Consider the following 22,298-nt stretch of genomic DNA (forward strand, 5'->3'; position numbering starts at 1 on the left):
GCCCTCGGCCTGCCCGCCGAGACCGCCGCGCAGGCGCGTGACAGCCTGGCGCGCCGCCGTGCCACGTCGCGGCGCCGCGCACCGCCGGCCGGCCAATGCCACGACGCGCCGGAAGGCCAGCGCTTCGGCGTCGCGGCACAGGCCTTCGCCCTCCGGCACGAGGCCGACCAGGGCATCGGCGACTACACCGCCCTCGCGGTCCTGGCCCGCACGGCGGCGGCGCGCGGCGCGGCGCTGGTCGGGCTCAGCCCTCCGCATGCGCTGATGCCGGTGGAACGCGACCGCGCCAGCCCCTACCAGCCCTCCGACCGGCGCTTCCTCGAGCCCGTGCTGCTCGACGTCACCGCCCTGCCCGATGTCGGCGACGCACCGGGGGTGCGCGCGGCGCTCGATCGCCAGGCGCCGATCTTCGCCGCGCTGCGCGGCGGCGCGCTGGTGGACTATCCCGCGGTCTGGACGGCGAAGCGCGCCGTGCTTGAGGCCGCGGTCGCCGCGCTGCCGCCCGACCATGCCGCGCTTGCCGCGTTCCGCGTCCAGGGCGGCGCTGCGCTCGAGCATTTCGCGGCCTTTGCGGCGCTGTCCGAGCGCTTCGGCCCGCACGGATGGCCGGCAGGCCACGCGCATTCCAGGGATGCGGGCGTGGCGCGCTTTTGCGCGGAATCGGCGGAGGCGATCCGCTTCCACGTCGCACTGCAATGGATGTGCGACCGCCAGCTCGCCGCCGCCGCCGGGCCGGGCCTCTATCGCGACCTCGCGGTCGGCGCGGCGCCGGATGGCGCGGAGGTCTGGTCGCAGCCCGATGCCTTCCTGCGCGGCCTCTCGATCGGCGCGCCCCCCGATCCCTTCGCCGCCGACGGGCAGGTCTGGGGCCTGCCGGTGCCGCATCCGCATGTGTCGGAGGCCACCGGGCATGAGGGCTTCGCCGCGCTGCTGCGGGCCAATATGCGGCATGCGCGGGCGCTCAGGCTCGACCACGCCATGGGGCTCGAACGGCTGTTCATCGTGCCGGAGGGCGCGCGCGCAAGCGAAGGCTGCTACCTCGGCTTCGACGGGCCGGGCCAGCTCGCGACGCTGGCGCGGGAAAGCCGCGCTGCGGGTTGCGCGGTAGTCGGCGAGGCGCTCGGCACGGTACCGGAGGGATTCACCGAACGCCTCGCTGCGGCGCGCGTGCTGGCCTATCGCGTGCTGTGGTTCGAGAGCGACGGCGACGGCTTCCGCGCGCCCGCGGAGTGGCCCGCCCTTGCTGCCGCCTGCGTGTCGACCCACGACCTCGCGACGCTGGCGGGCTGGTGGGAAGGTGCCGATCTCGACGAGCGCCTTGCACTCGGATTGCTCACGCCGGCGCACGCCGCCGCCGCGCTGGCGCGGCGCGCGCAGGATCGTGCCGCCCTTGCCGCAGCGTGCGGGGTATCGCCCGGCGGCTTCGGCCCAGAGACGGCCGCCGCCGTGCACCGCTTCGTGGCGGCATCGCCCAGCCGGATCATGCTGGTGCAGGCCGAGGACCTCGTCGGCGAGCGGATCGGCGTCAACCTGCCCGGCACGGACCGTGAGCGCCCGAACTGGCGCCGGCGCCTGCCCGTGCCGGCCTCGCATCTGTTCGCCGGCGACATCGCCACCGCCATCCTGGATGCGCTGGCAGAGCGACGGCGCCCGTGATCACGCGCGGCCGCGGATCGCCGCCCAGACCTTGTTCGGCGTGACCGGCATGTCGATCGCCTCGATGCCGAGCGGCGCCAGCGCGTCGAGCACCGCGTGCATCAACGTCTGCGGCGCGCCGATGCATCCCGCCTGGCCCGAACCCTTCGCGCCGAGGCGGTTGGAGGTCGTCGGCACCTCGACGCAGGTGACATCGAGCGGCGGCAGATCCTCCGCCCGCGGCAGGCAGTAATCCATCAGCGAAGCGGTCAGGATCTGGCCTGACTCCGCATCATAGGCCACCTCCTCCAGCATCGCCTGGCCGATGCCCTGCGCCAGGCCGCCCTGCACCTGGCCGATCGTCAGCATGGGATTCACCAGCCGGCCGTAATCGTCGATGGCGGTGTAGCGGTCGAGCCGCACCAGGCCGGTCTCGGGGTCGATCTCGACCTCCGCGACCTGGCAGCCATTGGGGAAGGTGACGAGGTCGAGGTCGCTGTCCACCTCGGCGTCGATCGCCCCAGGCGCCTCGCGCGCAAGGTCGAGCAGCCCCACGCCGCGTCCCGCCGGATCCTCCGCCACGCTGAACCGTCCATCGGCGAAGCTCAGCGCGGCTTCGGGCGCCTGCAGCATCTGCGCCGCCAGCGCCCGCGCCTTCGCCAGAACGGCGTCGATCGCGCGGACCATCGCCTCGCCGCCCATGTGCAGCGACCGCGCGCCGCCATGGCCATGGCCGCGCGCCACGTCGCGCGTGTCGGCCTGGACCAGGCGGAATCCCTCGACAGGCAGGCCGAGCAGGTCGGCGGCGACCTGCGGGAAGCTGGTCTCGTGCCCCTGCCCGTTCGACTGCGTGCCGAGCGCGAGCGCCACCTTGCCATCCGGCTCGAAGCGCACCGCCGCCCATTCGCCGGGCGCGCCGCGCGAGGTCTCCATGAAGCAGGCGAGACCGAGGCCGCGCAGCATGCCGCGCGCCTCGGATGCCGCGCGGCGTGCAGCGAAGCCGGCGATGTCCGCGGCAGCGGCCGCGCGGTCGAGGTTGGCGCGGAACTCGCCGCAATCGATCGTCATGCCCATCGCCGTGCGGTGCGGAAACGAGGCGATCAGGTTCCGCCGCCGCAATTCCACCGCGTCGATTCCGGTGCGCCGCGCCGCGAGGTCCACCAGGCGCTCGATGATGTAGTTGGCCTCCGGCTTGCCGGCGCCGCGATAGGCGTCGATCGGCACGGTGTTGGTGAAGGCGCCGCGCACATCCATGAACACCGCGGGAATGTCGTAGAGCCCGCCCATGGCCGTGCCCGGCGAATTCGTCGAACTGCCCGGCCCGCTGCCCGAGAGATACGCGCCCATGTTCGCCACCGTCTCGGCACGCAGCGCGAGGAAGCGGCCTTCGGAATCGAGCGCCAGCTCGGCATGCGTGCGATTGTCGCGCCCATGCGCGGTCGAGAGGAAATCCTCCGTGCGCTCGGAGACCCAGAGCACCGGGCGGCCCAGCCGCCGCGCGGCGAGCATCGCCAGGACGTAGTCCGGGAAGATGAAGTTCTTGGCACCGAAGCCGCCGCCGACATCGGGCGCGACGACCCGGATGCGATCCGGCGCGATTCCGAACACCGTGGCGAGCTGGTCGCGCATGGCATGCACGCCCTGGCCCGTCACCTGCAGCAGGAAGGACTGCGTCTCGGCATGCCAGGTCGCGACCGCCGCGCGCGGTTCGATCGGCGCGGCGGTCACGCGGTTGTTCACCAGATCGAGCGAGACGATCGTGACCGCGCGCGCGAAGGCGGCCGCGACCGCGGCCGCATCGCCCTTCTGGAAGCGAAAGGCGAGGTTGCCCGGCGCCTGGTCCCAGATCTGCGGCGCATCCGGCCGCAGCGCCGCAGCGCCGTCGGTGACGGCGGGAAGCGTCTCGTAGTCGACCATGATCGCCTCGGCGGCGTCGCGCGCCTGCGGGAGGGTCTCGGCGACCACGAAAGCGACCGGGTCGCCGACATGGCGCACCACGCGCTCGGCCAGGGCTGGTCGCGGCGGAATGACCAGCGGCGCGAGCGTCGCGACCTTGGCAACGCAGGGCAGGGGATGAAGGCCTTCTGCGCGCAGCTCCGTCGCGGTCAGGACGGCGTGCACGCCCGGCATGGCGCGGGCCGCGGTCGGGTCGATCGCAACGATCCGGGCATGCGCGTGCGGCGAGCGGAGCATGACGCCATGGAGCGCGCCCGGCGCAGCGATATCCTCGACGAAGCGGCCCAGGCCGCGCAGGAAGCGGTCATCCTCGACGCGGCGCCGGGAGAGGCCGCGCTGCATGGGCGCGGTCATGCCAGCCCTCGGGGCGCGACATGTGCTGCGCAGGCCGCGATGCTGCGATCCGGGACGATGCGGCCCACTGCGGTAGACGTCACGCCATGCTCTCCTGCTGGACGCGCGCAGCATGCCACGCGCAGGCAGGGATGGCAGCACCGGATAAGCCACCCCCGGTGAACGGCAGTGCGCCTGTCAGGCGAGGATCCCGAACGGCTCTGGCAGGGTCGACCATTCCTCGTCATCCGGCGTGCGTCCGGTTGTCCACATCGGCACCGCGAAGCGGCCCCGGATTGACGAAGTTCCTCGACTCCATCGGCAGGTTCGCGGGCGTCTGGGTGGCGCGGTGCACAGAGGTCGCGCAGCACTGGCGCGCGACCTTCCCCTGCCGTCCGGGCATGGAGCAGATCGCGAGGGTCGGGCCGCGAGGTCCGGCGCCGCGTACCCGGATTGAGCACCGCTGTGCCAGCCGCTAGAGGATGCCCGGGCGCCGCTCGCGCCCGTCACGGAGATCCACATGGCCGACTGGCACCTCGCGCCATCCGTCCTGGTTGGCCTGATCGGCGCGGAGATCCAGGCATCGCTCTCGCCGGCGATGCATGAACGCGAGGGCGCGCAGCAGGGGCTGCGGCTGGTCTATCGCCTGATCGACATCGCGCGCCTCGGCGTCGGGCCGGAGGCGCTGGACGACCTGCTTCTGGCGGCGGAGCGCATGGGCTTCGCCGGCGTGAATGTCACCTATCCCTGCAAGCAGGCGGTCGTGCCGCTGCTGCACGACCTCTCCGCGGATGCGCGGGCGCTGGGCGCCGTGAACACGGTCCTGTTCCGGGACGGGCGGCGCATCGGCCACAACACGGATTGCTCGGGCTTCGCCGAGGCATTCCGTCGGAGCCTGCACGATGCTCCGCGCGCAAGCGTCCTCCAGCTCGGCGCCGGCGGGGCCGGTGCGGCGGTCGCGCATGCGCTGCTCTCGGAAGGCGTGGCGCAGCTGGCGATCATCGATCAGGAGCACCCGCGCGCGGTGCGGCTCGCCGCCGATCTCCAGGCTCGCTTCGGCGCCGGCCGCGCGATGGCCTGCACGGACCTGGCCGCGACCATCGCCTCGGCGGAGGGCCTCGTGAACTGCACGCCGGTCGGCATGGCCAAGTTCCCGGGCACGCCGCTGCAGGTCGCACTGCTGCGGCCGGACCTCTGGGTCGCCGACATCGTCTATTTCCCGATCGAGACCGCGCTCCTGCGCGCGGCGCGCGCGCTCGGATGCCGTACCATGGATGGCGGCGGCATGGCGGTGTTCCAGGCGGTCGGCGCCTTTCGCCTGTTCACCGGGATCGAGCCCGAGCCGGGGCGGATGCTGCGACACTTCGCGGAAATCTCCGCGCCCGGCTGAAACCCGCGCGGGGGCTGTCAGACGGCGCCGCTCGCCAGCGCGTGGTCGACGCCGCCGAGGATATGCGCGGCCAGGACCGCGCGCGCCGCGGCTGCGTCGCGGCGGATCGCGCAATCCCGCAGCGCCGCGTGCTCCTCGACCGCGATGGCGCCGCGAAAGCCGAGTGCCAGGTTCTGGTAGCGCAGGTAGCGGTCGAAGACCGTCGCATGGGTGGCCATCAGCGTGCGCGACCCGCAGGCGGAGATCAGCGTGCGGTGGAACTCCGAATCGAAGCGGCGCCAGTCGTCGATCGCGCCATCCTCGCCCTCGCGCAGCCGCTTCTCCATCTGCGCGAGCTTGTGGTGCGCGGCTGCCACGCGTCCCTCCCACTCCATGTCGCCGGCACGAAAGGCGTGCTCCAGCGCATGCCCTTCCAGGAGCAGGCGCAGCCGTGCGAGCTCCCGCAGCTCCCGCGCGGAGAAGCGCGATACCTCGAAGCCGCGCTGGCCCTCGGCGACGACCAGCCGCTCGGCGATCAGCCGGCTCAGGCTCTCGCGCAGGGTGCCGATCGCGACGCCGTAGCCGTCGCGCAGGCCCTCGAGCTTCAGCTTCTGCCCAGGAGCCAGCGCGCCGCGCAGAATGTCGGCACGGATCAGCCGCCAGGCGCGCTCACTTGCGGCCTCGCCCTGCGCGACCGTCACGGCGATGCTCATCGCGCCCGCCGCGCTGGCTGCGGCAGGCCACCGGGCGAGCGCAGGCGGCGCGTCCCGGCCAGGAAGGGTGCCAGCCTGCCGCCGCGCACGACATGCTCCACGCAGCCTTCGACATGGGCGCGCAGGATGGCGCAGGCGCCTGCCGCGTTGCGCGTGAGCGCGCAGTCCAGAAGCGCCGCGTGCTGTTCGGCCGCCACCGCGCCGCGGAACACCACCGCGACCATCTGGTAGCGCAGGAAGCGATCATAGGCGGCGGCGTAGGTCTCGAGCAGGACGTCCGACCCGCAGGCCGCGATCAGCGCATGGTGGAATTCGCGATCATAGTGCTTCCACAGCGAGGGATCGGCCGCGTCGCCCGCCAGCAGCGCGCGCTCGATCACCGCGAGCTTGTGGTGCGCCGCGACGACCCGGCCTTCCCACTCCAGGTCGCCCGACGCGAAGGATATCCCGATCGCCTCGCATTCCAGCAGCAGGCGCAGCTCCGCGACCTCGCGGAAATCCTCGGCCGAGACCGGTGCCACGGCGAAGCCGCGCTGGCCTTCGGCGTGCACCAGGGCCTCGGCCGCGAGCCGGTTGAGCGCTTCGCGCAGCGTGCCGATACTGACGCCGTAGATGTCGCGCAGCCCATCGAGGCCAAGCTTCCGCCCGGGTGCGAGGCGTCCGAGAACCACATCGGCCCGGATGCGGCGATAGGCAGCGTCGCCCGCCGTCTCCTCGATCCCTGGCCCTTCGCGCGCTACGCGCCTCACCCTCGCGCCTCCTGCGGATCGCTTCGCCGCGCAAGTATCGGCGACGCCAAAGGCTGCGGGCAATAGCCGGCATTCGGGAGAATCTCCGATATTTCGTTGAACCTCTATTGATCGAGTGGCCGCACACCCCTAGCCTCCGGCCAACGAAGCTCCAGGGAAGGACAACGCCCATGCGCATGCCGATCGGACGTCGCTCCGTGATGACCGCCGCCGCCGCGGCCCTCGCGGCGCCAGGCCTGCCGGCACGAGCGCAGGTGCGCCGGCGCATCCGCTTCACCGCCGTCTTCTCGGACCAGGATATCCGCGCCGAGGCGATGCGCGGCTTCCAGGCCGACCTGCAGTCCCAGTTCGACGTCGAGCTGCACCTGAACGCCACGCTGTTCCGCCAGGGCACGGAGCTGGTCGCCATCCAGCGCGGCAATGTCGAGATGGCAAACCTCGCCCCCCAGGATTTCTCGCGCCAGATCCCGGCCTGGTCGGTGATGGCCTCAGCCTACCTGTTCCGCGACGCCGACCACATGCGCAAGGTCTTCGACGGCCCGATCGGCGCCGAGTTCAACCGCATGGCGCGCGACCAGCTCAACGTGCATGTGCTGGGGCCGCTGTATTTCGGCACGCGCCACGTGAACCTGAAGCCGCGCCGGCGGATCAGCACGCCGGCCGACATGGCGGGCATGAAGCTGCGCATGCCGCCGGGCGAGACCTGGCAGTTCCTCGGCGAGGCGCTGGGCGCCAACCCGACCCCGGTGGCCTTCGCGGAGCTCTACACCGCGCTGCAATCCGGCACGGTGGACGGCCAGGACAACCCGCTGCCGACCAGCCGCACCATGCGCTTCCACGAGGTGACGACGCAGTTCGTCCTCACCAGCCACCTGGTCGCCTATGATCTGCTGTCGATCTCCTCGCGCCTATGGGACGGGCTGACGCAGCCGCAGCGCGACGCGATCCAGGCCGCGGCGAACAAGGCGATCGACCAGAGCACGCAGCGCCACCTGGCGCAGGAGCAGGAGATGGTCGCCTTCTTCCGCTCGCAGGGTCTCGAAGTCTACGAGCCCGATGTGGCGGCCTTCCGTGCCGAGGCGCAGCGGCGCTATCTCGCCTCCACGCAGTCGCAGGCCTGGCCGGCCGGCATCCTCGACCGCATCGCGGCGGTGCGCTGATCCGCGTGGGCTTGGCGCGCCGCCTGTTCGGTTGGGCCCGGCGGCGCGCCGAGGACGTTCTCGCGGGCCTGCTCGCGGCGATGTTCGTCGCCTTCATGCTGCAGGTCTTCACGCGCTACGTGCTGAATGCGCCGCTGAGCTGGACGGCGGAATTCTCCACCCTCGCCTGGCTCTGGGGCATCCTGTGGGGCGCCGGCCTGGTGCTGCGCGACGAGGAGGAGATCCGCTTCGACCTGGTCTACGGAGCGCTGTCGCCCGCTGCGCGGCGCGCCTGCGATGCGCTCACCGGCATCGCCGTGGTGGCGGTCTTCACATGGTCGCTGCCGGCGATGGTGGACTACGTCACTTTCATGAAGGTCGAGCGCAGCGCCTATCTCGGCATCCGCTTCGACATTCTCTACTCGGTCTGGCTGGTCTTCGCCCTCGCCACGATCATCCGTCACGCCGCGATCGCCTGGCGCGCCGTGACTGGGCGGCGCATCGCCGGGACCCGCACGTGAACCTGCACGACCCCTTCACGCTCGCGCTGATCGCGCTGGTCGGCCTCTCCCTGCTGGGACTGCCGATCGGCCTCGCCATGATCATGGCCAGCATCATCTATCTCGGCCTGTCGGGCCAGGACATGTCGATCGCGGCGGAGCAGGTGCTGAACGGGTTGAACGGCAGCTACGTGCTGCTGGCGGTGCCGCTGTTCATCTTCTCGGCCGGCATGATGAACGCCGGTAGCCTGACCGATCGGCTGCTGCGGTTCTGCAACCTGCTGGTGGGCCGCTTCCGTGGCGGGCTCGGCCACGTGAACGTGGTGCAGAGCGTGATCTTCGCGGGCATGTCCGGCTCCGCCATCGCCGATGCCGCAGGCAGCGGCAAGGTCCAGATCGACATGATGACCAAGGGCGGCGCCTATCCCGCCAGCTACGCCGCAGCGCTGACGGCCGTGACCGCGGTGATCGGGCCGATCATCCCGCCCTCGATCCCCATGGTGCTCTATGCGCTGGTCGCCGATGCCTCGATCGGCTTCCTGTTCCTGGGCGGCGTCGTGCCGGGCCTGCTGATGGCGCTGGCGCAGATGGGCATCAACTCCTGGATGTCGCATCGCCACGATTTCCCGATCTCGGAACGCGTGCCGCTGCGCGAATTCCCGCGCCTGACGCTCGAGGCCTTCCCAGCGCTGCTGATGCCCGTGATCCTGCTGGGCGGCATCTATGGCGGCGTGATGACGCCGACCGAGGCCGCCGCCGTTGCTGCCGCCTATGCCTGGCTGATCGCCGCGGTACTCTACCGCAGCCTGACCTGGCGGCAGACCATGACGGCGATCCGCGAGAGCGCGCGCTCGACCGCCGCCATCGGCATGCTGATCGCGGGCGCACTGGCCTTCAACTACGTGGTCACCAGCGAGGGCGTGCCGAACACTGTGCGCGGCATCCTCGCCGGCTTGGAGATGTCGCGGTGGGAATTCCTGCTGCTCGTCAACGTGATCCTGCTGGTGCTGGGCTGCCTCATGGAAGGCAGCACCATCCTTCTGGTGGTGGTGCCGGTGCTGGTCCCGGCGGCACAGGCGCTCGGCATCGACATGGTGCATCTGGGCGTCGTGGTGGTGGTGAACATCATGATCGGACTGGTCACGCCGCCCTACGGCCTGCTGCTGTTCATCGTCGCGAAGCTGTCGGGCGCGCCGATCGGGGCCGTTGTGCGCGACACCCTGCCCTTCCTTCTCGCGATGATCGGCGCGCTGGCGCTTATCACCTATGTCCCGGAGCTGGTGCTCTGGCTGCCGCGACTGTTCGGCTACCAGGGCTAGGCCGCCGGCGTCACGGAACGAGGAAGCCCGCCATGCCCCGCTGCATCCATGTGCTCAATGGCCCGAACCTGAACCGCCTCGGCAAGCGCGAGCCCGAGGTCTACGGCCGCACCACCCTTGCCGAGGTCGAGGCGATGTGTCGTGCCGAGGCCGGCGGCGACGAGGTGGTGTTCCGTCAGACGAACCACGAAGGCCAGTTGGTGGACTGGATCCACGACGCGATCGACAGCGAGGCGGCTGGCCTGATCATCAACCCCGCGGGCCTCACCTTCCGCTCGATCCCGGTGCTCGACGCCCTGAAGATGGTCAAGGCGCCGATCATCGAGCTGCACATCTCGAACATCCATCGGCGCGAGGCGATCTACCACCAGTCACTCGTCTCGACCGTCGCCACCGCGGTCATCGCGGGGCTCGGCGCGCGCGGCTACGCGACCGCGATGCGCGCGATGCGCGACATGCTGGACGCCTAGCAAGGCTCCGCGATCCCAGGCTGGCGCGCCCCCCGGAGGCTGCTAGGCTCCCCCTGCCAAGGTCGGAGGAAGCCAGCATGCTGCAACCAACCACGGGCCGGCGGGGCGTGATGGCCGGAGGGGCTGCGCTCGCGGCCTCGGGTATCATCCGCCCACGCGAGGCACGCGCCGCCAGGGCGCTGGATGTCGTGCTGGAATCCGAGGTCGTCATCCTCGACCCGCATGTCATCACCGCGGCCATCACGCGCACCTTCGCCACGCACGTCTTCGACACACTCTTCGCCATGGACGACCGCGGCCAGATCCGCCCGCAGATGGTCGAGACGTGGGAGAGCTCGGCCGACCGGTTAACCTGGCGGTTCCGCCTGCGCGAAGGGCTGAAGTGGCATGACGGCGCGCCAGTGACGGCGGCGGACTGCGTGCTGTCGCTCAGGCGCTGGGCGCCGCGCGATCCACTGGGCCGCATGCTGGAAATCGCGACAGCGTCGCTGGAAGCAAACGATGCGCGCAGCTTCACGCTGGTGCTGAAGGAACCCTTCCCGCTGCTGCTGCAGGTCCTGGGCAAGCCCAACGCGCCGCTGCCGGTGATGATGCCCGAACGGCTCGCACGCGTGCCGGGCACGCAGCGCATCACCGAGATCATCGGATCCGGGCCCTTCCGCTTCCGTCCGGACCTCTGGCGCCCCGGCAACATCATGGTGCTGGAGCGCTTCGCCGACTACGTGCCGCGCGCCGAGCCGCCGGATTTCCTCGCCGGCGGCAAGCGCGTGAAGATCGACCAGCTGAACCTGCGCGTCATGCCCGACCAGGTGACCGGCGCCTCGGCCCTGATGCAGGGCGAGATCCACTACATGCAGTACCTGCCCTTCGACCTGCTGCCGCGGCTCGAGCGCGCACGCGGCGTGCAGTTGCTGGGCCTCGGCGGGCTGCACCAGTTCCAGGGCAATTTCCGCCTGAATCATGCCGCACCGCCTTTTGACAACCCGGCAGTGCGGCGCGTGCTGTGGAAGCTGGCGGACCAGCAGGCGGTGTTGACGGCGATCGGCGTACCCGAACGCTTCCGCGCGCCGCAATGCCCGTCCTTCTGGATGTGCGACGCGCCCTACTCGACGAATGCCGGCGCCGCCGGTGCTCGAGTCGATATCGAGGGCGCGCGCGCCGAACTTCGCGCCGCCGGCTACCGCGGCGAACCCGTGATCGCGATGGAGGTGGCCGGATCGATCAGCCAGACCGCCTCGATGGTGCTGGTGCAGAACATGAAAGCCGCCGGCTTCACCGTGGACCAGCAGGTGATGGACTGGGGCACGGTACTGGCGCGGCGCGTGCGGCGCGATGGCTGGTCCATGTTCTCGGTCTATTCGAACGGGACGGACATGTTCTCCCCGCTCACGCATTTCTACGTCGCCTCCACCTGTGCCGACTTCCCGGGCTGGTCCTGCGACGACCGCATCCCGACGCTGCTGCAGGCCTTCGCCAGGGCCGAGGACGACGCGGCGCGCGCGCGCGTCGCCGCCGAGATCCAGACCATCGCCTATGACCTGACACCCGCCGTCATGTGGGGCCAGTTCACCATCCCGGCCGGCCACCGCACCTCGCTGACCAATCTGATCCGCTCCTCCTACCCGATGTTCTGGGAGGTGGAGCTCGCCGGATGACGCCTGAGACCCTGCGCGCGGCGCTGCCGCCGCTCACCGGCGCGCTGCGCGTCGCCGGGCTATCCGATGCGGTCGAGGTGTTCCGCGACCCGGAGGGCATCCCGCATGTCCGCGCGCGCGGCCAGCATGACGCCTTCCTCGCGCAGGGTTTCGTCCATGCACAGGACCGGCTGTTCCAGATGGAGCTCAACCTGCGGCGAGCGCTCGGGCGCAGCGCGGAATGGCTCGGCGCGCCGGCGGTCGAGATGGATGCGCTATGCCGCCGCCTCGGCATGGAGGCCGCCTGCCGGCGGGACTTCGCGGCGCTCGGCGCCGAGGCGCGGGGGATGCTGGAAGCCTATGTCGCGGGGGTGAACGCCTTCCTCGATTCCGGCGCGCCGCCGGCGGCGGAATACGCGCTGCTTGGCGCCACGCCGTTGCGCTGGGAGGCTTGGCACCCGATCGCGGTGATGCGGCGGCTCGGCCTGCTGATGGGCTCGGTCTGGTTCAAGCTGTGGCGCGCCGCGGCGCTGCCGTTGCTGGGTGCGGACCGGGCGGCGAAGCTGCGCTACGAGGATGGCGGCATCGACCTGCTCTGCATCCCGCCAGGGGTCGAGGCGGCGCGCTGGACCGCGACCCTGGCCGACCTGGCACCCGCTGTTGCGGCGCTGCTCGACCGCGCGGCGCCGGATGCCTCGGGCGGCGGCAGCAACAACTGGGCGCTGTCGGCCGCGCGCAGCGCCACGGGCCGGCCGCTGCTCGCGGGTGATCCGCATCGCGTCTTCGAGATTCCGAACATGTACGTACAGGGGCATCTCGCCTGCGATGCCTTCGACGTGGTCGGGCTGACGGTGCCCGGCGTGCCGGGATTTCCGCATTTCGCGCATAATGGGCGCGTCGCCTGGTGCGTCACGCACGCCTTCGTCGATATCCACGACCTGTTCGTGGAGCGCTTCGATGCCGGCGCCGCGCACCACCTGTATCGCGAGTCATGGCTGCCGGTGCCCCGCCGGCGCGAGAGCATCGCGGTGCGCGGCGCCCCCGCCCGCGAGATCGAGGTGATCGAAACCGCGCACGGCCCCATCATCGCCGGCGATCCCGCCACCGGCTCGGCGCTGGCCCTGCGCTCCGTGCAGTTCGCCGAGACCGACCGGTCGTTCGACTGCCTGCCACGCATGCTGCGAGCGCAAGACGTGCCCTCGCTGTTCGAGGCAACCCGCGGCTGGGGACTGATCGACCACAACCTGGTCGCCGCAGATACGGCCGGCCGGATCGGCCACCTGGTGCGCGCCATGGTGCCGCGCCGGCCGCGTGCCAATGGCTGGCTGCCGGTGCCCGGCTGGACCGGCGAGCATGAATGGCAGGGCTGGATTCCCTTCGAGGCCATGCCGCGCCAGATCGACCCGCCGGGCGGCGTGATCGTCACCGCGAACAACCGCGTCGTCGCCGATGGTGGCGCGGACTACCTCTGCACCGATTGCCACCCGCCGACGCGCGCGCGCCGGATCGGCGCCCTGCTGGCGCAACCGGATGTCGCACCCGAGACGATCCATGGCGACACCCTGTCCGCCAATGCGCTGCTGCTGCGCGAACACCTGGCGGCATTGCCGCCGATCGGCAGTTCGGCGGCGGAGGCGTTGCGGGAGCGACTGCTTGCCTGGGACGGCCGCATGGCGGCCGACAGCGTGGCCGCGAGCGGGTATTTCGCGCTGCGTCTGGCGCTGACGCGCATCCTTGCCGAACGCAGCGGGCTCGCTGCGCTCGCTGGCGAACCGCCGCTCGCCGTGCCGCCGGGCGTCGTGCCGCTCAACCAGCTGTGGTGGACGCTGCCGGCGCTGCTGCGCACCGACGATACCTCGCTGCTCGGCGGCTGGAGCTGGGCGCAGGCATTGCGGACGGCACTGGCCACCGCCGCGGCCGACCTGGTCGCGGCGCAGCCCTGGGGCGAGGCGCATCGGCCGCGCTTCGCACATCCGCTCGGCGCCCTGTTTCCCGAGGCGGCGCCGCTCCTCGACCCGCCGGCGCGCGGCATCGGCGGCGATGGCGACACGGTCTTCGCCAATGGCCTGCTGCCCTCGGGCGGGCCGCGCGCGACCTATGGCGCGCTGGCGCGCTACGTCTTCGATGTCGGTGCCTGGGAGAATTCCCGCTGGACCGTCTTCCACGGCGCCTCGGGCCATCCTGGCAGCCGGCACTACGCAGACCAGCACGCCACCTGGGCCGAGGCGCGCCTCACGCCGATGCGCTACGGCTGGGATGGGATCGCGGCTTCGGCCAGTGCGCGGCAATCACTGGCGCCGCGCTGACGCTTCACCCCATCCGCGCGACCGCAGCAAAGCCGGCATCCGCGGCCTGCAGCGCGAGATCGATATCGGCCGGCGCATGCGCGCAGGAGAGAAACATGTTGTGCTTCGGGTGGAAATACGCCCCGGCACGCAGCGCGGCGGCGCAGAAGGCGGAGCCGAGGCGCCAGTCGGGATCGTCGTCGAACAGCACCAGCGGCATCTGCGGCGGCCCGCTCTGCCGGATGCCGATGCCATGCCGCGCCGCAAGCGCATCGAGGCCTGAGTGCAGCCGCTCGCCCATGGCGCGCATATGGGCCGGGCCGTCCATACGCCGCAATTCCGCGAGCGTCGCGACCGCCGCCGCCATCGGCACCGCGGCGCACCAGAAGGAGCCGGTGGTATAGATCCGCGTCGCGGCGTCGCGGAAGGCATCGTTGCCGGTCACCGCCGCCAGCGCATGCCCGTTCGCAATCGCCTTGCTGTAGGCCGCGAGGTCCGGGCGCACGCCGATCGTCTCCCAGGAGCCGCCGAGGTGCAGCCGGAAGCCTGCGCGCACGTCATCTAGGATCAGCGCCGCGCCGGTCGCGTCGCAGATCGCGCGTGCGTTGCGCGCGAAATCCGGATCCGGCAGTTCCAGGTCGCGACCCATGTCGTGCCGAAACGCCGTCACGATCACCGCAGCCAGGTCGCCCTTCGCCGCCTCCGCCGCCGCCTGCAGCGAGGGCGCGTCGTTGTAGTCGAAGTGGAGGATATGCGCCCGGTCCTCGGTCGTGACGCCGGCCAGAGACGGCGTGCACCAGGGCGCCGCGCCGTGATAGGACCCGCGCGCCACCAGCACCTTGCGCCGACCCGTGCCGGCGCGCGCGATGGTCACGCAGGCGGTGGTGGCATCGGTCCCGTTCTTCTCGAACAGGCACCAATCGGCGTGCGGGATCATGCCGACCAGCGTCTCTGCCAGTTCGACCAGCACCGGGCCAGGGCCGTTCATCGCATCGCCCTGTTCGGCCTGGCGATGCGCTGCCTCCTCGACCGACGGATGGCGATAGCCCAGCACCATCGGACCCCAGGCGCACATGAGGTCGACGAACTCCCGGCCATCGACGTCGCGCAGCCGGCAACCCTCGGCGGAGGCGAAGAACTGCGGATATCCCTCGGGCAGGTTGGCGGCATTGAGGTGCCCCCAGAGCCCGCCCGGAATGACGTTGCGGGCACGCGTACGCAGATCGGCGTCGATGCTGTTGGCGCGGTCTTGCGGCATGGCGGCTCTCATTGGCTGAATGTCGCGTTGTACGACCGCACGCAGGCCTCCGCCACGCCTGCACGACCCGGAGACACGAATGTCCACCGACGACCTGCTGTTCATGTCCGCCGCGCGCGCCGCCGCGCTGATCCGAAGCCGACGTCTCTCGCCCGTCGAGTATGTGGATGCAGTTCTCGCCGCGACAGCGCGCGCACAGCCACGTCTGAACTGCTTCGTCACGGTGGCCGAGGACCAGGCGCGCACGGATGCCGCCGAAGCCGAGCGCGCAGTGATGAAGGGCGGCTCCCTCGGTCCGCTGCACGGCGTCCCGGTCCACGTCAAGGACCTGCTGGATGTCGCGGGGATGCGCACGACGCATGGTTCGGCGATCCACGCCCAGGCGCGGCCGGCCGCGAAGGACGACGTGCTGGTCGCGCGGCTTCGGGCGGCGGGCGCCATCATCATCGGCAAGACGACGACGCCGGAGTTCGGCGTGAAGGGGCTGACCGACGGGCCGTTCTTCGGCGCCACGCGCAACCCCTGGAACCTCGAGCGCACGTCCGGCGGGTCTTCCGGCGGTGCGGCCGCAGCGGTGGCGGCGGGGCTGGGGCCGCTCGGCCTCGGCACCGACGGCGCGGGTTCGATCCGCGGTCCGGCGGCCTGCTGCGGACTGGTCGGTCTGAAGCCGACGCTGGGCGCGGTGCCCGCGGATACGGCGCGCGATGCCTTCGGCAACAACACCTATGCCGGGCCACTCGCGCGAACGGTGACGGATGCTGCGATGATACATGCCGTGCTTACAGGCCCGAGCGCGCAGGACCCCTGGAGCCTCGGCGGCGCGGCGGCGGCGCGGCCCCTTTCGGCCGGACTGATGGGCGAGGACCTGTCGGGCCTGCGCATCGGCTACGTGCCGCGCTGCGCCAATCCGCGCGTCGCGGCGGATATGGCGGCGAATACGCGCGCCGCACTCGATGCCTGGGCGGCGATGGGCGCGGTGGTCGAGGAGGTCGACCAGGCGATCGACTGGATCGAGTACGAGGGCCGCGTGCTCTACCAGGCGAATTTCGCCGTCTTCTGCGCTCCCTTCCTGCCCGAGTGGAAGGACCGCATGGACCCGGTCACGCTCGCCTTCATGGAGCGCGGCGCGCAGTTCACCCTGGCCGATTTCCGCAATGCGCAGTTCGCCCGCACGCGGCTGTTCCGCGCGGTGCAGTCGCTCTTGGACCGCTACGACATGCTCGTGATGCCGACCATGACGCGCACCGCGCTGCCGCTCGACTTCGATGCCGCGAATGACGAGGTCGTGGTGGATGGCGTGGCCTGCGGCATCACGCGGCAGGGTTGGACCTCGCCGCAATACCCCTTCAACCTGACGGGGCATCCGGCGGTGTCGCTGCCTTCGGGCTTCGGCGCCGATGGCCTGCCCACCGCGGTACAGGTGGTCGGGCGCTGGGGCACGGAGGCGGATGTGCTGCGGCTCGGCGCCCTGCTGGAAACCGCCAGGCCCTGGGCGCAGCACCGCCCGCCGGCCGCCTAGAAGCGCTCGGCGCGATAGGGCGCGGGGTCGATGAAGGGCGCCGCGCCGGTCATCATCTCCGCCAGCAGCCGCCCCGTCGTCGGGCCGAGCGTGAAGCCCTGATGCGCGTGGCCGAAGGCGCACCAGGCACCCGGCTGCCCCGGCAGCCGGCCGATCACAGGCAGCATGTCCGGCATGCAGGGGCGAACGCCCATCCAGGGCTCGGCATCGACGCGATCGGCCAGAGGCAGCAGGGTGCGCGCGACCGGTTCCGCGCGCGCGAGTTGCACCGGCGTGGGCGGCGCATCGATGCGCGCGAACTCGGCCCCGGTGGTCAGGCGGATCCCGGCCCGCATCGGGGCGAGCAGGAAGCCGCTGTCGGTGTCGAGCACGGGACGGTTCAGCATGGCATTTCCGCGCAGCCCGTAATGCATGTGGTAGCCGCGCTTGCCAAAGAGCGGCGGCACATAGCCGAAGCGGCGCGTGACCTCGCCGGCCGCGGCGCCGAGCGCGATCACGACCTCCGCCGCATCGACCGGACCATCGGCGGTCTGCACGCGCCAGGCCGAGGCCGTCCGCTGCAGCGTGGCCGCGTCGCCCCGGGCGATGCTGCCGCCGGTGGCGGTGAACTGCCGCGCATAGGACAGCGTGAGCGCATGCGGGTCGCTGACGGAGAAGGGGTCGGTCCAGTGGATCGCACCGGCGCGCTCCACGATCAGATGCGGCTCCGCCGCCGCGAGCCCGCGCCCATCCAGCGCAACGAAATTCACGCCGTACTCGCTGCGCGCCGCTTCCGCCTGCGCCACGGCCGCATCGAGCCTTTGCGGGTCACCATAAAGGCGCATCCAGCCTATCGGCCGCAGCAGCGGCATGGCATCCGTCCCGCGCGCCAGGGCCAGGTGCTCGTCGAGGCAGGTGGCGATCAGCCGCGCATGCGCCTGCGCCGCATGCAGGTAGCGCGCGGGCTCCGAGTGCCACCAGTAGCGCAGCAGCGGCGAGACGAAGCCCGGCAAAGCCAGCGGGTGATAGACCGCATCGATCGAGCGGTTCTTCGCGATGCGCAGCAGCTCCGACATCGTCCGCGGGAAGGGATGCGGGTGGACCGCCTCCCGCTGGATCAGCCCGCCATTGCCGAAGGACGCACCTTCGCCCGGCGCCTGCCGGTCCACGAGCACGACGTCGTAGCCGCGCCGCCGCAGGTGAAGCGCGGCCGAAACGCCAACCATTCCCGCGCCGAGCACGATCGCCGATGAGGGCATACCCGCGTGGTCTCCCGCCTGTTCGCGCGGAGTGTCGGGTGTCCGACGAAACCGTTCAAGGCGGGGCTACGACCTCGCCGGCTTCCTACGCCGAGCCGCGTCGGCGGCATCGATGGCGACACGCCACCGGATGCCGCGCCCTCCGAAGGACCCGAACCGAACTCGAGATCCGGGCCGCAGGGGCTCGGATCGCCAGGCCGATCGTCGTACCGCCGCGGCCATGACGTGCTTCCCGGAGGACAAGCCCCGCCGGGCCGGTGTTCAATGCCGCGCCCAGCGACTACACCGATCATCCGATCGCGCATGGCGGCGCGGGGGCTCGAGGGACGGCAGGCCATGAAGCTCGGCTTCTTCACCCGGGTGCTCGACGAAGGCGGTGCGGCGGAGCGCTATCGCTGCGCGCTGGCGCAGATCCGCCATGCCGAGGCACAAGGCTTCGACAGCGCCTGGGTGGCGCAGCACCATTTCCACGAGGATGAGGGCGGCATGCCCTCTCCCTTCGTGCTGCTGGCGCAGGCGGCAGCGCTGACCAGCCGCATCCGGCTCGGGACCGGCATCGTGACCCTGCCCATGGAACTGCCCATCCGCGTCGCGGAGGATGCGGCGGTGCTCGACATCCTCTCGGGCGGGCGGCTCGAGCTCGGCGTAGGCTCGGGCGGCAATCCGGAAGCCTTCGCCGCCTTCGGGCTCAAGGCCACCGACCGCCGCACCGTCTTCGCGGAGCGGCTCGAGGCACTGCGCGGCGCATTGCGCGGGCAGCGGCTGGCCGGCGGCGACCAGGTCTATCCGTCGCGTCCCGACCTGACCGACCGGATGTGGTACGCGAGCTTCTCGGTGGACGGCGCGCGCACTGCCGCGCGGCTGGGCATGGGGCTGCTGCTCTCGCGCACCCAGCCTCGCACGAAGGAGGCGCCGGAGGCCGCGCTCGCGGACATCCAGGACCCGATGGTGGATGCCTATCTCGCAGCGCTGCCGCAGGGCTCGGCGCCGCGCATCCTCGCCTCCCGGTCGGTCTTCGTGGCCGACCGGCGCGAGGACGTGATCCGCTTCGCCGAGATCGGCCTGCAGCGCTATCATCGCCGACTGGTCGCGCTCGGGCGCGTGCCCGACGCGCCGCGCACGACGCAGGAGATTATCCGGCGCCAGGACGTCCACCTCGGCACGCCGGAGGAGGTCGTCGCCTCCCTCAAGGCGGACCGCATCATGGACCGCGCGACCGAGCTCGCCGTTCAGGTGCACTCGGTCGATCCGCCGCATCCCTGCGTGCTCCGCTCCATCGAGCTGGTCGCCGCGCATGTCGCCCCCGCCTTCGGCTGGCGTCGCGAGCCGACGGAACCGGCGCGCGCGGCTTGAGGCGGCGGCCATGACCAGGACCATGACAGGAAAGACACAGCCATGGATGTGATCGACACGCTGGTCGGCATAGCGCCGGGCTCGCGCATGGATGCGGTGCGCGAGGGCCGCGAGGTCGCGCGCATCCACGCGCAGAACAGCTACGAGGTCCTGCTGACCCCCGCCGCGCCCGGGGATTTCAGCATCGCGGAGCGCTTCGCCGTCGCCGCCTATGTCGCCGGCCTGCATGGCGCCGCGCCGACCGCGGACCACTACGCCGCGGGCCTGCGCGGCCATGGCGGGGAGGCGCTGGCCGGCGCCGTTGCCGCGGCCGTGACGCAGACCAGGGCCGAGGGGCCGAAGGGGGCCTATCCCCCCGGCCCGCTCAGCGCCGAGGACACGCCCGCGCCGCCCTTCGCCCTGTCGCCGGATGTCGCCGCGACCCTTGGCCCGAAGCTCGTCGCCGCCCTCGCGCACGCGCACTACCTGGTACTGCACCCCCGCGACGCCGCCGCCGCGCGCTTCGCGCCGCTGAAGGATGCGGGCTGGACCGAGGACAGCATCGTCTCCCTGTCGCAGCTGGTCGCCTTCCTGGCGTTCCAGATCCGCGTGGTCGCCGGCCTCGCCGTGCTGGCCGCGACGCCCGGAGCCCCCGCAGCATGACCGACACCGCCGTGCCGAACGTCTTCACCCGCGCCCAGATCGGCTGGGTGCCCTTCCTGGAACCGCTGTCCGAGGCGGAGCTCACGCCGCATCACCTCGCCGCACTGATCGATGCGGCGCGGGCGAAGTCCGAGTATTTTCGACTGCTCGCGCGCGACCCGGACGCGCTCGAGCACCGCACGCGCACCGACAAGGACATCTTCTACAACCCGGAGGCCGGCGCGCCGCGCGCCGACCGCGAACTGGCCGCGGCGGCGGTGTCGCGGTTCAACGGCTGCATCTACTGCTGCTCGGTGCATGCCCGCTTCGCCGCCACCTATGCGAAGCGCGAGGCCGATGTGGACAGGCTGCTCGCGGAGGGGGTCGGTGCCGATCTCGGCGCGCGCTGGAACGCCATCGTGGCGGCATCGGTCGCGCTGACCGCGATCCCGATGACCTTCGGGCCGGAACACGTCACGCGGCTGCGGGAAGCGGGCATGGATGACCTCGCGATCAGCGACATCATCCAGGCAGCCGCCTTCTTCAACTGGGCGAACCGCCTGATGCTCTCGCTGGGCGAGGCCTTGGCGGACCGTCCGCCCAATGTCGCTTCGCGCTGAGCCCGGCGCCTGATGGTCGCGACACGCAACCTCGACCCGGTCGAGAGCGACGCCACCCTGCCCGAGGCGGCGGATGTGGTCGTCATCGGCGCCGGCATCATCGGCGTCTCCACCGCCTGGCATCTCGCCAAGGCCGGGCATTCCGTCGCGCTCCTGGAGAAGGGCGTGGTCGCGGGCGAGCAGTCCAGCCGCAACTGGGGCTGGTGCCGCACCATGAACCGCGACGAGCGGGAGATCCCGCTCATGCAGCACAGCCAGCACCTGTGGGACACGCTGCCGGCCGAGATCGGCGCCGAGATGGGCTTCCGCCGCAACGGCCTGGTCTATGTGACCAAGGACCCGAAGCAGCTCGCCGCCTGGCAGGCCTGGATCGACATGGCGCAGCCCTACCAGGTGGGCGCGCGCGTCATCGACGCGGCCGAGGCGAAGCGCCTGACGCCCGGCAATGCGCAGGACTGGATCGGCGGCGTGGTCTCCCCGCGCGATGGCCGCGCCGAACCGGCCATCGCCGCCCCCGCGCTGGCGAAGGCGGCGCGCGCGCGCGGCGTGACCCTGCACCAGAACTGCGCGGTGCGCGGGCTCGACACCACCGGTGGGCGGATCGGCGGTGTCTTCACCGAGCGCGGGCGCATCCGCACCCAGGCGGTGGTGCTCGCGGCCGGCGCCTGGGCGTCGATGTTCCTGCGCCGGCATGGGCTCGACATGCCGCAATCCTCGGTGCACTCGACCATCTTCGCCACCACGCCGGCCAGGCAGGTCAGCCCGGGGCCGCTGTCCACGCCGGACTTCATCCTCACGCCGCTGCTCGATGGCGGCTACCTGGTGGCGGCCAAGGCGCGCGGGCGGCTCGAACTGACGCCGGCGGGCATCCGCTACGCGCTGCAGTTCCTGCCCTCGCTGCGCAAGAACTGGAAAATGGTGGAACTCCGCCTCGGCCGATCCTTCTTCGAGGGGCCGGATGCGCTGCACGGCAGGTGGTCCTTCGACAAGCCGACCGTCTTCGAGCGCATGCGCGTGCTCGAGGCGAAGCCCAAGGCGTCGATCGTGCAGCCGGCGATCGACGCGATCGTCGCCGCCTATCCCGAACTCGCAGGCATCCAGGCCGTGCGGCTCTGGGCAGGCTGGATCGATTCCACGCCGGATGCGGTGCCAGTCATCTCGCGCGTTGCGGCGCTTCCTGGCCTGGTGGTGGCGGCCGGGTTCAGCGGGCACGGCTTCGGGATCGGCCTCGGCGCGGGGCGACTCGCGGCGGATCTCGCGGCGGATGCGCCGCCGGTGGTGGACCCGGCGCCCTTCTCGCTGTCGCGCTTCTTTGACGGCAGCCCGCTGCGGGCACCGGCCGGCATCTGACCGGCGCGCAGGGCGAAGCCCGCCCGCCTACCCGGCATCGCAGAATGCGCGCGAGGATCGGGACGCCGCGCGCCGAAGGACAAGCGCAGGTGATCGCCGGCGCGCCGCGCGCGCGAACACCACGGCCTTCCGGTCGCGCGCGGTGTCCGCGTCAGCCCGAGGCGCGGCGCGATGCACGGGTCAGCGCGCCGCGCCCGCGCGTCGTCGCGGCGCCAGGCCGGGAGGGGAGCTCGCCGC

General features: G+C 71.6%; 18 protein-coding genes. 13 read left to right on the plus strand and 5 right to left on the minus strand.

Annotated elements, in window-relative coordinates:
- The coding region (gene malQ, locus HW578_RS09005; protein WP_198370219.1) for a 4-alpha-glucanotransferase at positions 1–1,656 on the plus strand (1,656 nt) is incomplete at its 5' end.
- Here the strand turns inward: malQ and HW578_RS09010 are convergent.
- Entirely contained in the window at positions 1,657–3,945 is a 2,289-nt protein-coding gene (locus tag HW578_RS09010) for a xanthine dehydrogenase family protein molybdopterin-binding subunit (RefSeq protein WP_232478813.1), read from the minus strand.
- Between the two features lie 499 nt (positions 3,946–4,444).
- Here HW578_RS09010 and HW578_RS09015 point away from each other — a divergent pair, with 499 nt between their 5' ends.
- Positions 4,445–5,314, plus strand: a complete 870-nt coding sequence (locus HW578_RS09015; RefSeq protein WP_198370220.1) for a shikimate dehydrogenase — start codon at positions 4,445–4,447, stop codon at positions 5,312–5,314.
- A 17-nt stretch (positions 5,315–5,331) separates the two neighbouring features.
- Here HW578_RS09015 and HW578_RS09020 read toward each other — a convergent pair whose 3' ends face one another.
- Both HW578_RS09020 and HW578_RS09025 read right to left on the minus strand, forming a co-directional pair.
- Positions 5,332–6,006: a GntR family transcriptional regulator gene (locus tag HW578_RS09020; protein WP_198370221.1), complete on the minus strand. Its 675-nt coding sequence runs from the start codon at positions 6,004–6,006 to the stop codon at positions 5,332–5,334.
- On the minus strand, positions 6,003–6,755 hold the full coding sequence (locus HW578_RS09025) for a GntR family transcriptional regulator (protein ID WP_369407856.1): 753 nt from the start codon (positions 6,753–6,755) through the stop codon (positions 6,003–6,005). Before HW578_RS09025 ends, HW578_RS09020 begins: the two co-directional genes overlap by 4 nt.
- Positions 6,756–6,925: 170 nt before the next feature.
- Between HW578_RS09025 and dctP the strand changes: the two genes are divergently transcribed.
- The 6 genes from dctP (at position 6,926) to HW578_RS09055 (ending at position 14,123) form a co-directional block, all read left to right on the plus strand.
- On the plus strand, positions 6,926–7,915 hold the full coding sequence (gene dctP, locus HW578_RS09030; RefSeq protein WP_198370222.1) for a TRAP transporter substrate-binding protein DctP: 990 nt from the start codon (positions 6,926–6,928) through the stop codon (positions 7,913–7,915).
- Positions 7,916–7,926: 11 nt separating this feature from the next.
- Positions 7,927–8,415, plus strand: coding sequence for a TRAP transporter small permease (locus tag HW578_RS09035; protein WP_198370223.1), 489 nt, complete (start codon positions 7,927–7,929; stop codon positions 8,413–8,415).
- The gene (locus HW578_RS09040; protein WP_198370224.1) at positions 8,412–9,713 is read left to right on the plus strand and encodes a TRAP transporter large permease; all 1,302 of its coding nucleotides are present in this window, start codon (positions 8,412–8,414) and stop codon (positions 9,711–9,713) included. Before HW578_RS09035 ends, HW578_RS09040 begins: the two co-directional genes overlap by 4 nt.
- A 32-nt stretch (positions 9,714–9,745) precedes the next feature.
- Positions 9,746–10,183: a type II 3-dehydroquinate dehydratase gene (locus HW578_RS09045; RefSeq protein ID WP_198370225.1), complete on the plus strand. Its 438-nt coding sequence runs from the start codon at positions 9,746–9,748 to the stop codon at positions 10,181–10,183.
- Between the two features lie 77 nt (positions 10,184–10,260).
- Positions 10,261–11,838 carry an ABC transporter substrate-binding protein gene (locus tag HW578_RS09050; RefSeq protein WP_198370226.1) on the plus strand — a complete coding sequence of 526 codons (1,578 nt, stop codon included), beginning with the start codon at positions 10,261–10,263 and terminating at the stop codon, positions 11,836–11,838.
- Entirely contained in the window at positions 11,835–14,123 is a 2,289-nt protein-coding gene (locus HW578_RS09055; protein ID WP_198370227.1) for a penicillin acylase family protein, read from the plus strand. The genes HW578_RS09050 and HW578_RS09055 overlap by 4 nt, the downstream gene beginning before the upstream one ends.
- Positions 14,124–14,127: 4 nt before the next feature.
- Here HW578_RS09055 and HW578_RS09060 read toward each other — a convergent pair whose 3' ends face one another.
- Positions 14,128–15,360, minus strand: coding sequence for an aminotransferase class III-fold pyridoxal phosphate-dependent enzyme (locus tag HW578_RS09060; RefSeq protein ID WP_198370228.1), 1,233 nt, complete (start codon positions 15,358–15,360; stop codon positions 14,128–14,130).
- A 79-nt stretch (positions 15,361–15,439) separates the two neighbouring features.
- On the opposite strand from HW578_RS09060, the gene HW578_RS09065 reads away from it, so the two are divergent.
- Positions 15,440–16,879, plus strand: coding sequence for an amidase (locus HW578_RS09065; RefSeq protein WP_198370229.1), 1,440 nt, complete (start codon positions 15,440–15,442; stop codon positions 16,877–16,879).
- Here the strand turns inward: HW578_RS09065 and HW578_RS09070 are convergent.
- On the minus strand, positions 16,876–18,117 hold the full coding sequence (locus tag HW578_RS09070) for an NAD(P)/FAD-dependent oxidoreductase (RefSeq protein ID WP_198370230.1): 1,242 nt from the start codon (positions 18,115–18,117) through the stop codon (positions 16,876–16,878). The two genes, HW578_RS09065 and HW578_RS09070, sit on opposite strands and share 4 nt — an antisense overlap.
- Before the next feature lie 336 nt (positions 18,118–18,453).
- Here HW578_RS09070 and HW578_RS09075 point away from each other — a divergent pair, with 336 nt between their 5' ends.
- Genes HW578_RS09075 through HW578_RS09090 form a run of 4 tightly spaced genes read left to right on the plus strand, consistent with a single transcriptional unit; the run spans position 18,454 to position 22,061 of the window.
- Positions 18,454–19,470, plus strand: a complete 1,017-nt coding sequence (locus HW578_RS09075) for a putative FMN-dependent luciferase-like monooxygenase (RefSeq protein ID WP_232478815.1) — start codon at positions 18,454–18,456, stop codon at positions 19,468–19,470.
- A gap of 42 nt (positions 19,471–19,512) precedes the next feature.
- Positions 19,513–20,112 carry a CMD domain protein gene (locus HW578_RS09080; protein ID WP_198370232.1) on the plus strand — a complete coding sequence of 200 codons (600 nt, stop codon included), beginning with the start codon at positions 19,513–19,515 and terminating at the stop codon, positions 20,110–20,112.
- Complete coding sequence (locus tag HW578_RS09085; RefSeq protein WP_198370233.1) at positions 20,109–20,711, plus strand: alkylhydroperoxidase domain protein; 603 nt, start codon at positions 20,109–20,111, stop codon at positions 20,709–20,711. The genes HW578_RS09080 and HW578_RS09085 overlap by 4 nt, the downstream gene beginning before the upstream one ends.
- Positions 20,712–20,723: 12 nt before the next feature.
- The gene (locus tag HW578_RS09090) at positions 20,724–22,061 is read left to right on the plus strand and encodes an NAD(P)/FAD-dependent oxidoreductase (RefSeq protein ID WP_198370234.1); all 1,338 of its coding nucleotides are present in this window, start codon (positions 20,724–20,726) and stop codon (positions 22,059–22,061) included.
- Positions 22,062–22,298 lie beyond the last annotated feature (237 nt).

It is taken from the genome of Roseomonas rosulenta (assembly GCF_016106005.1).
In the GTDB taxonomy this organism is placed as follows: domain Bacteria; phylum Pseudomonadota; class Alphaproteobacteria; order Acetobacterales; family Acetobacteraceae; genus Neoroseomonas; species Neoroseomonas rosulenta.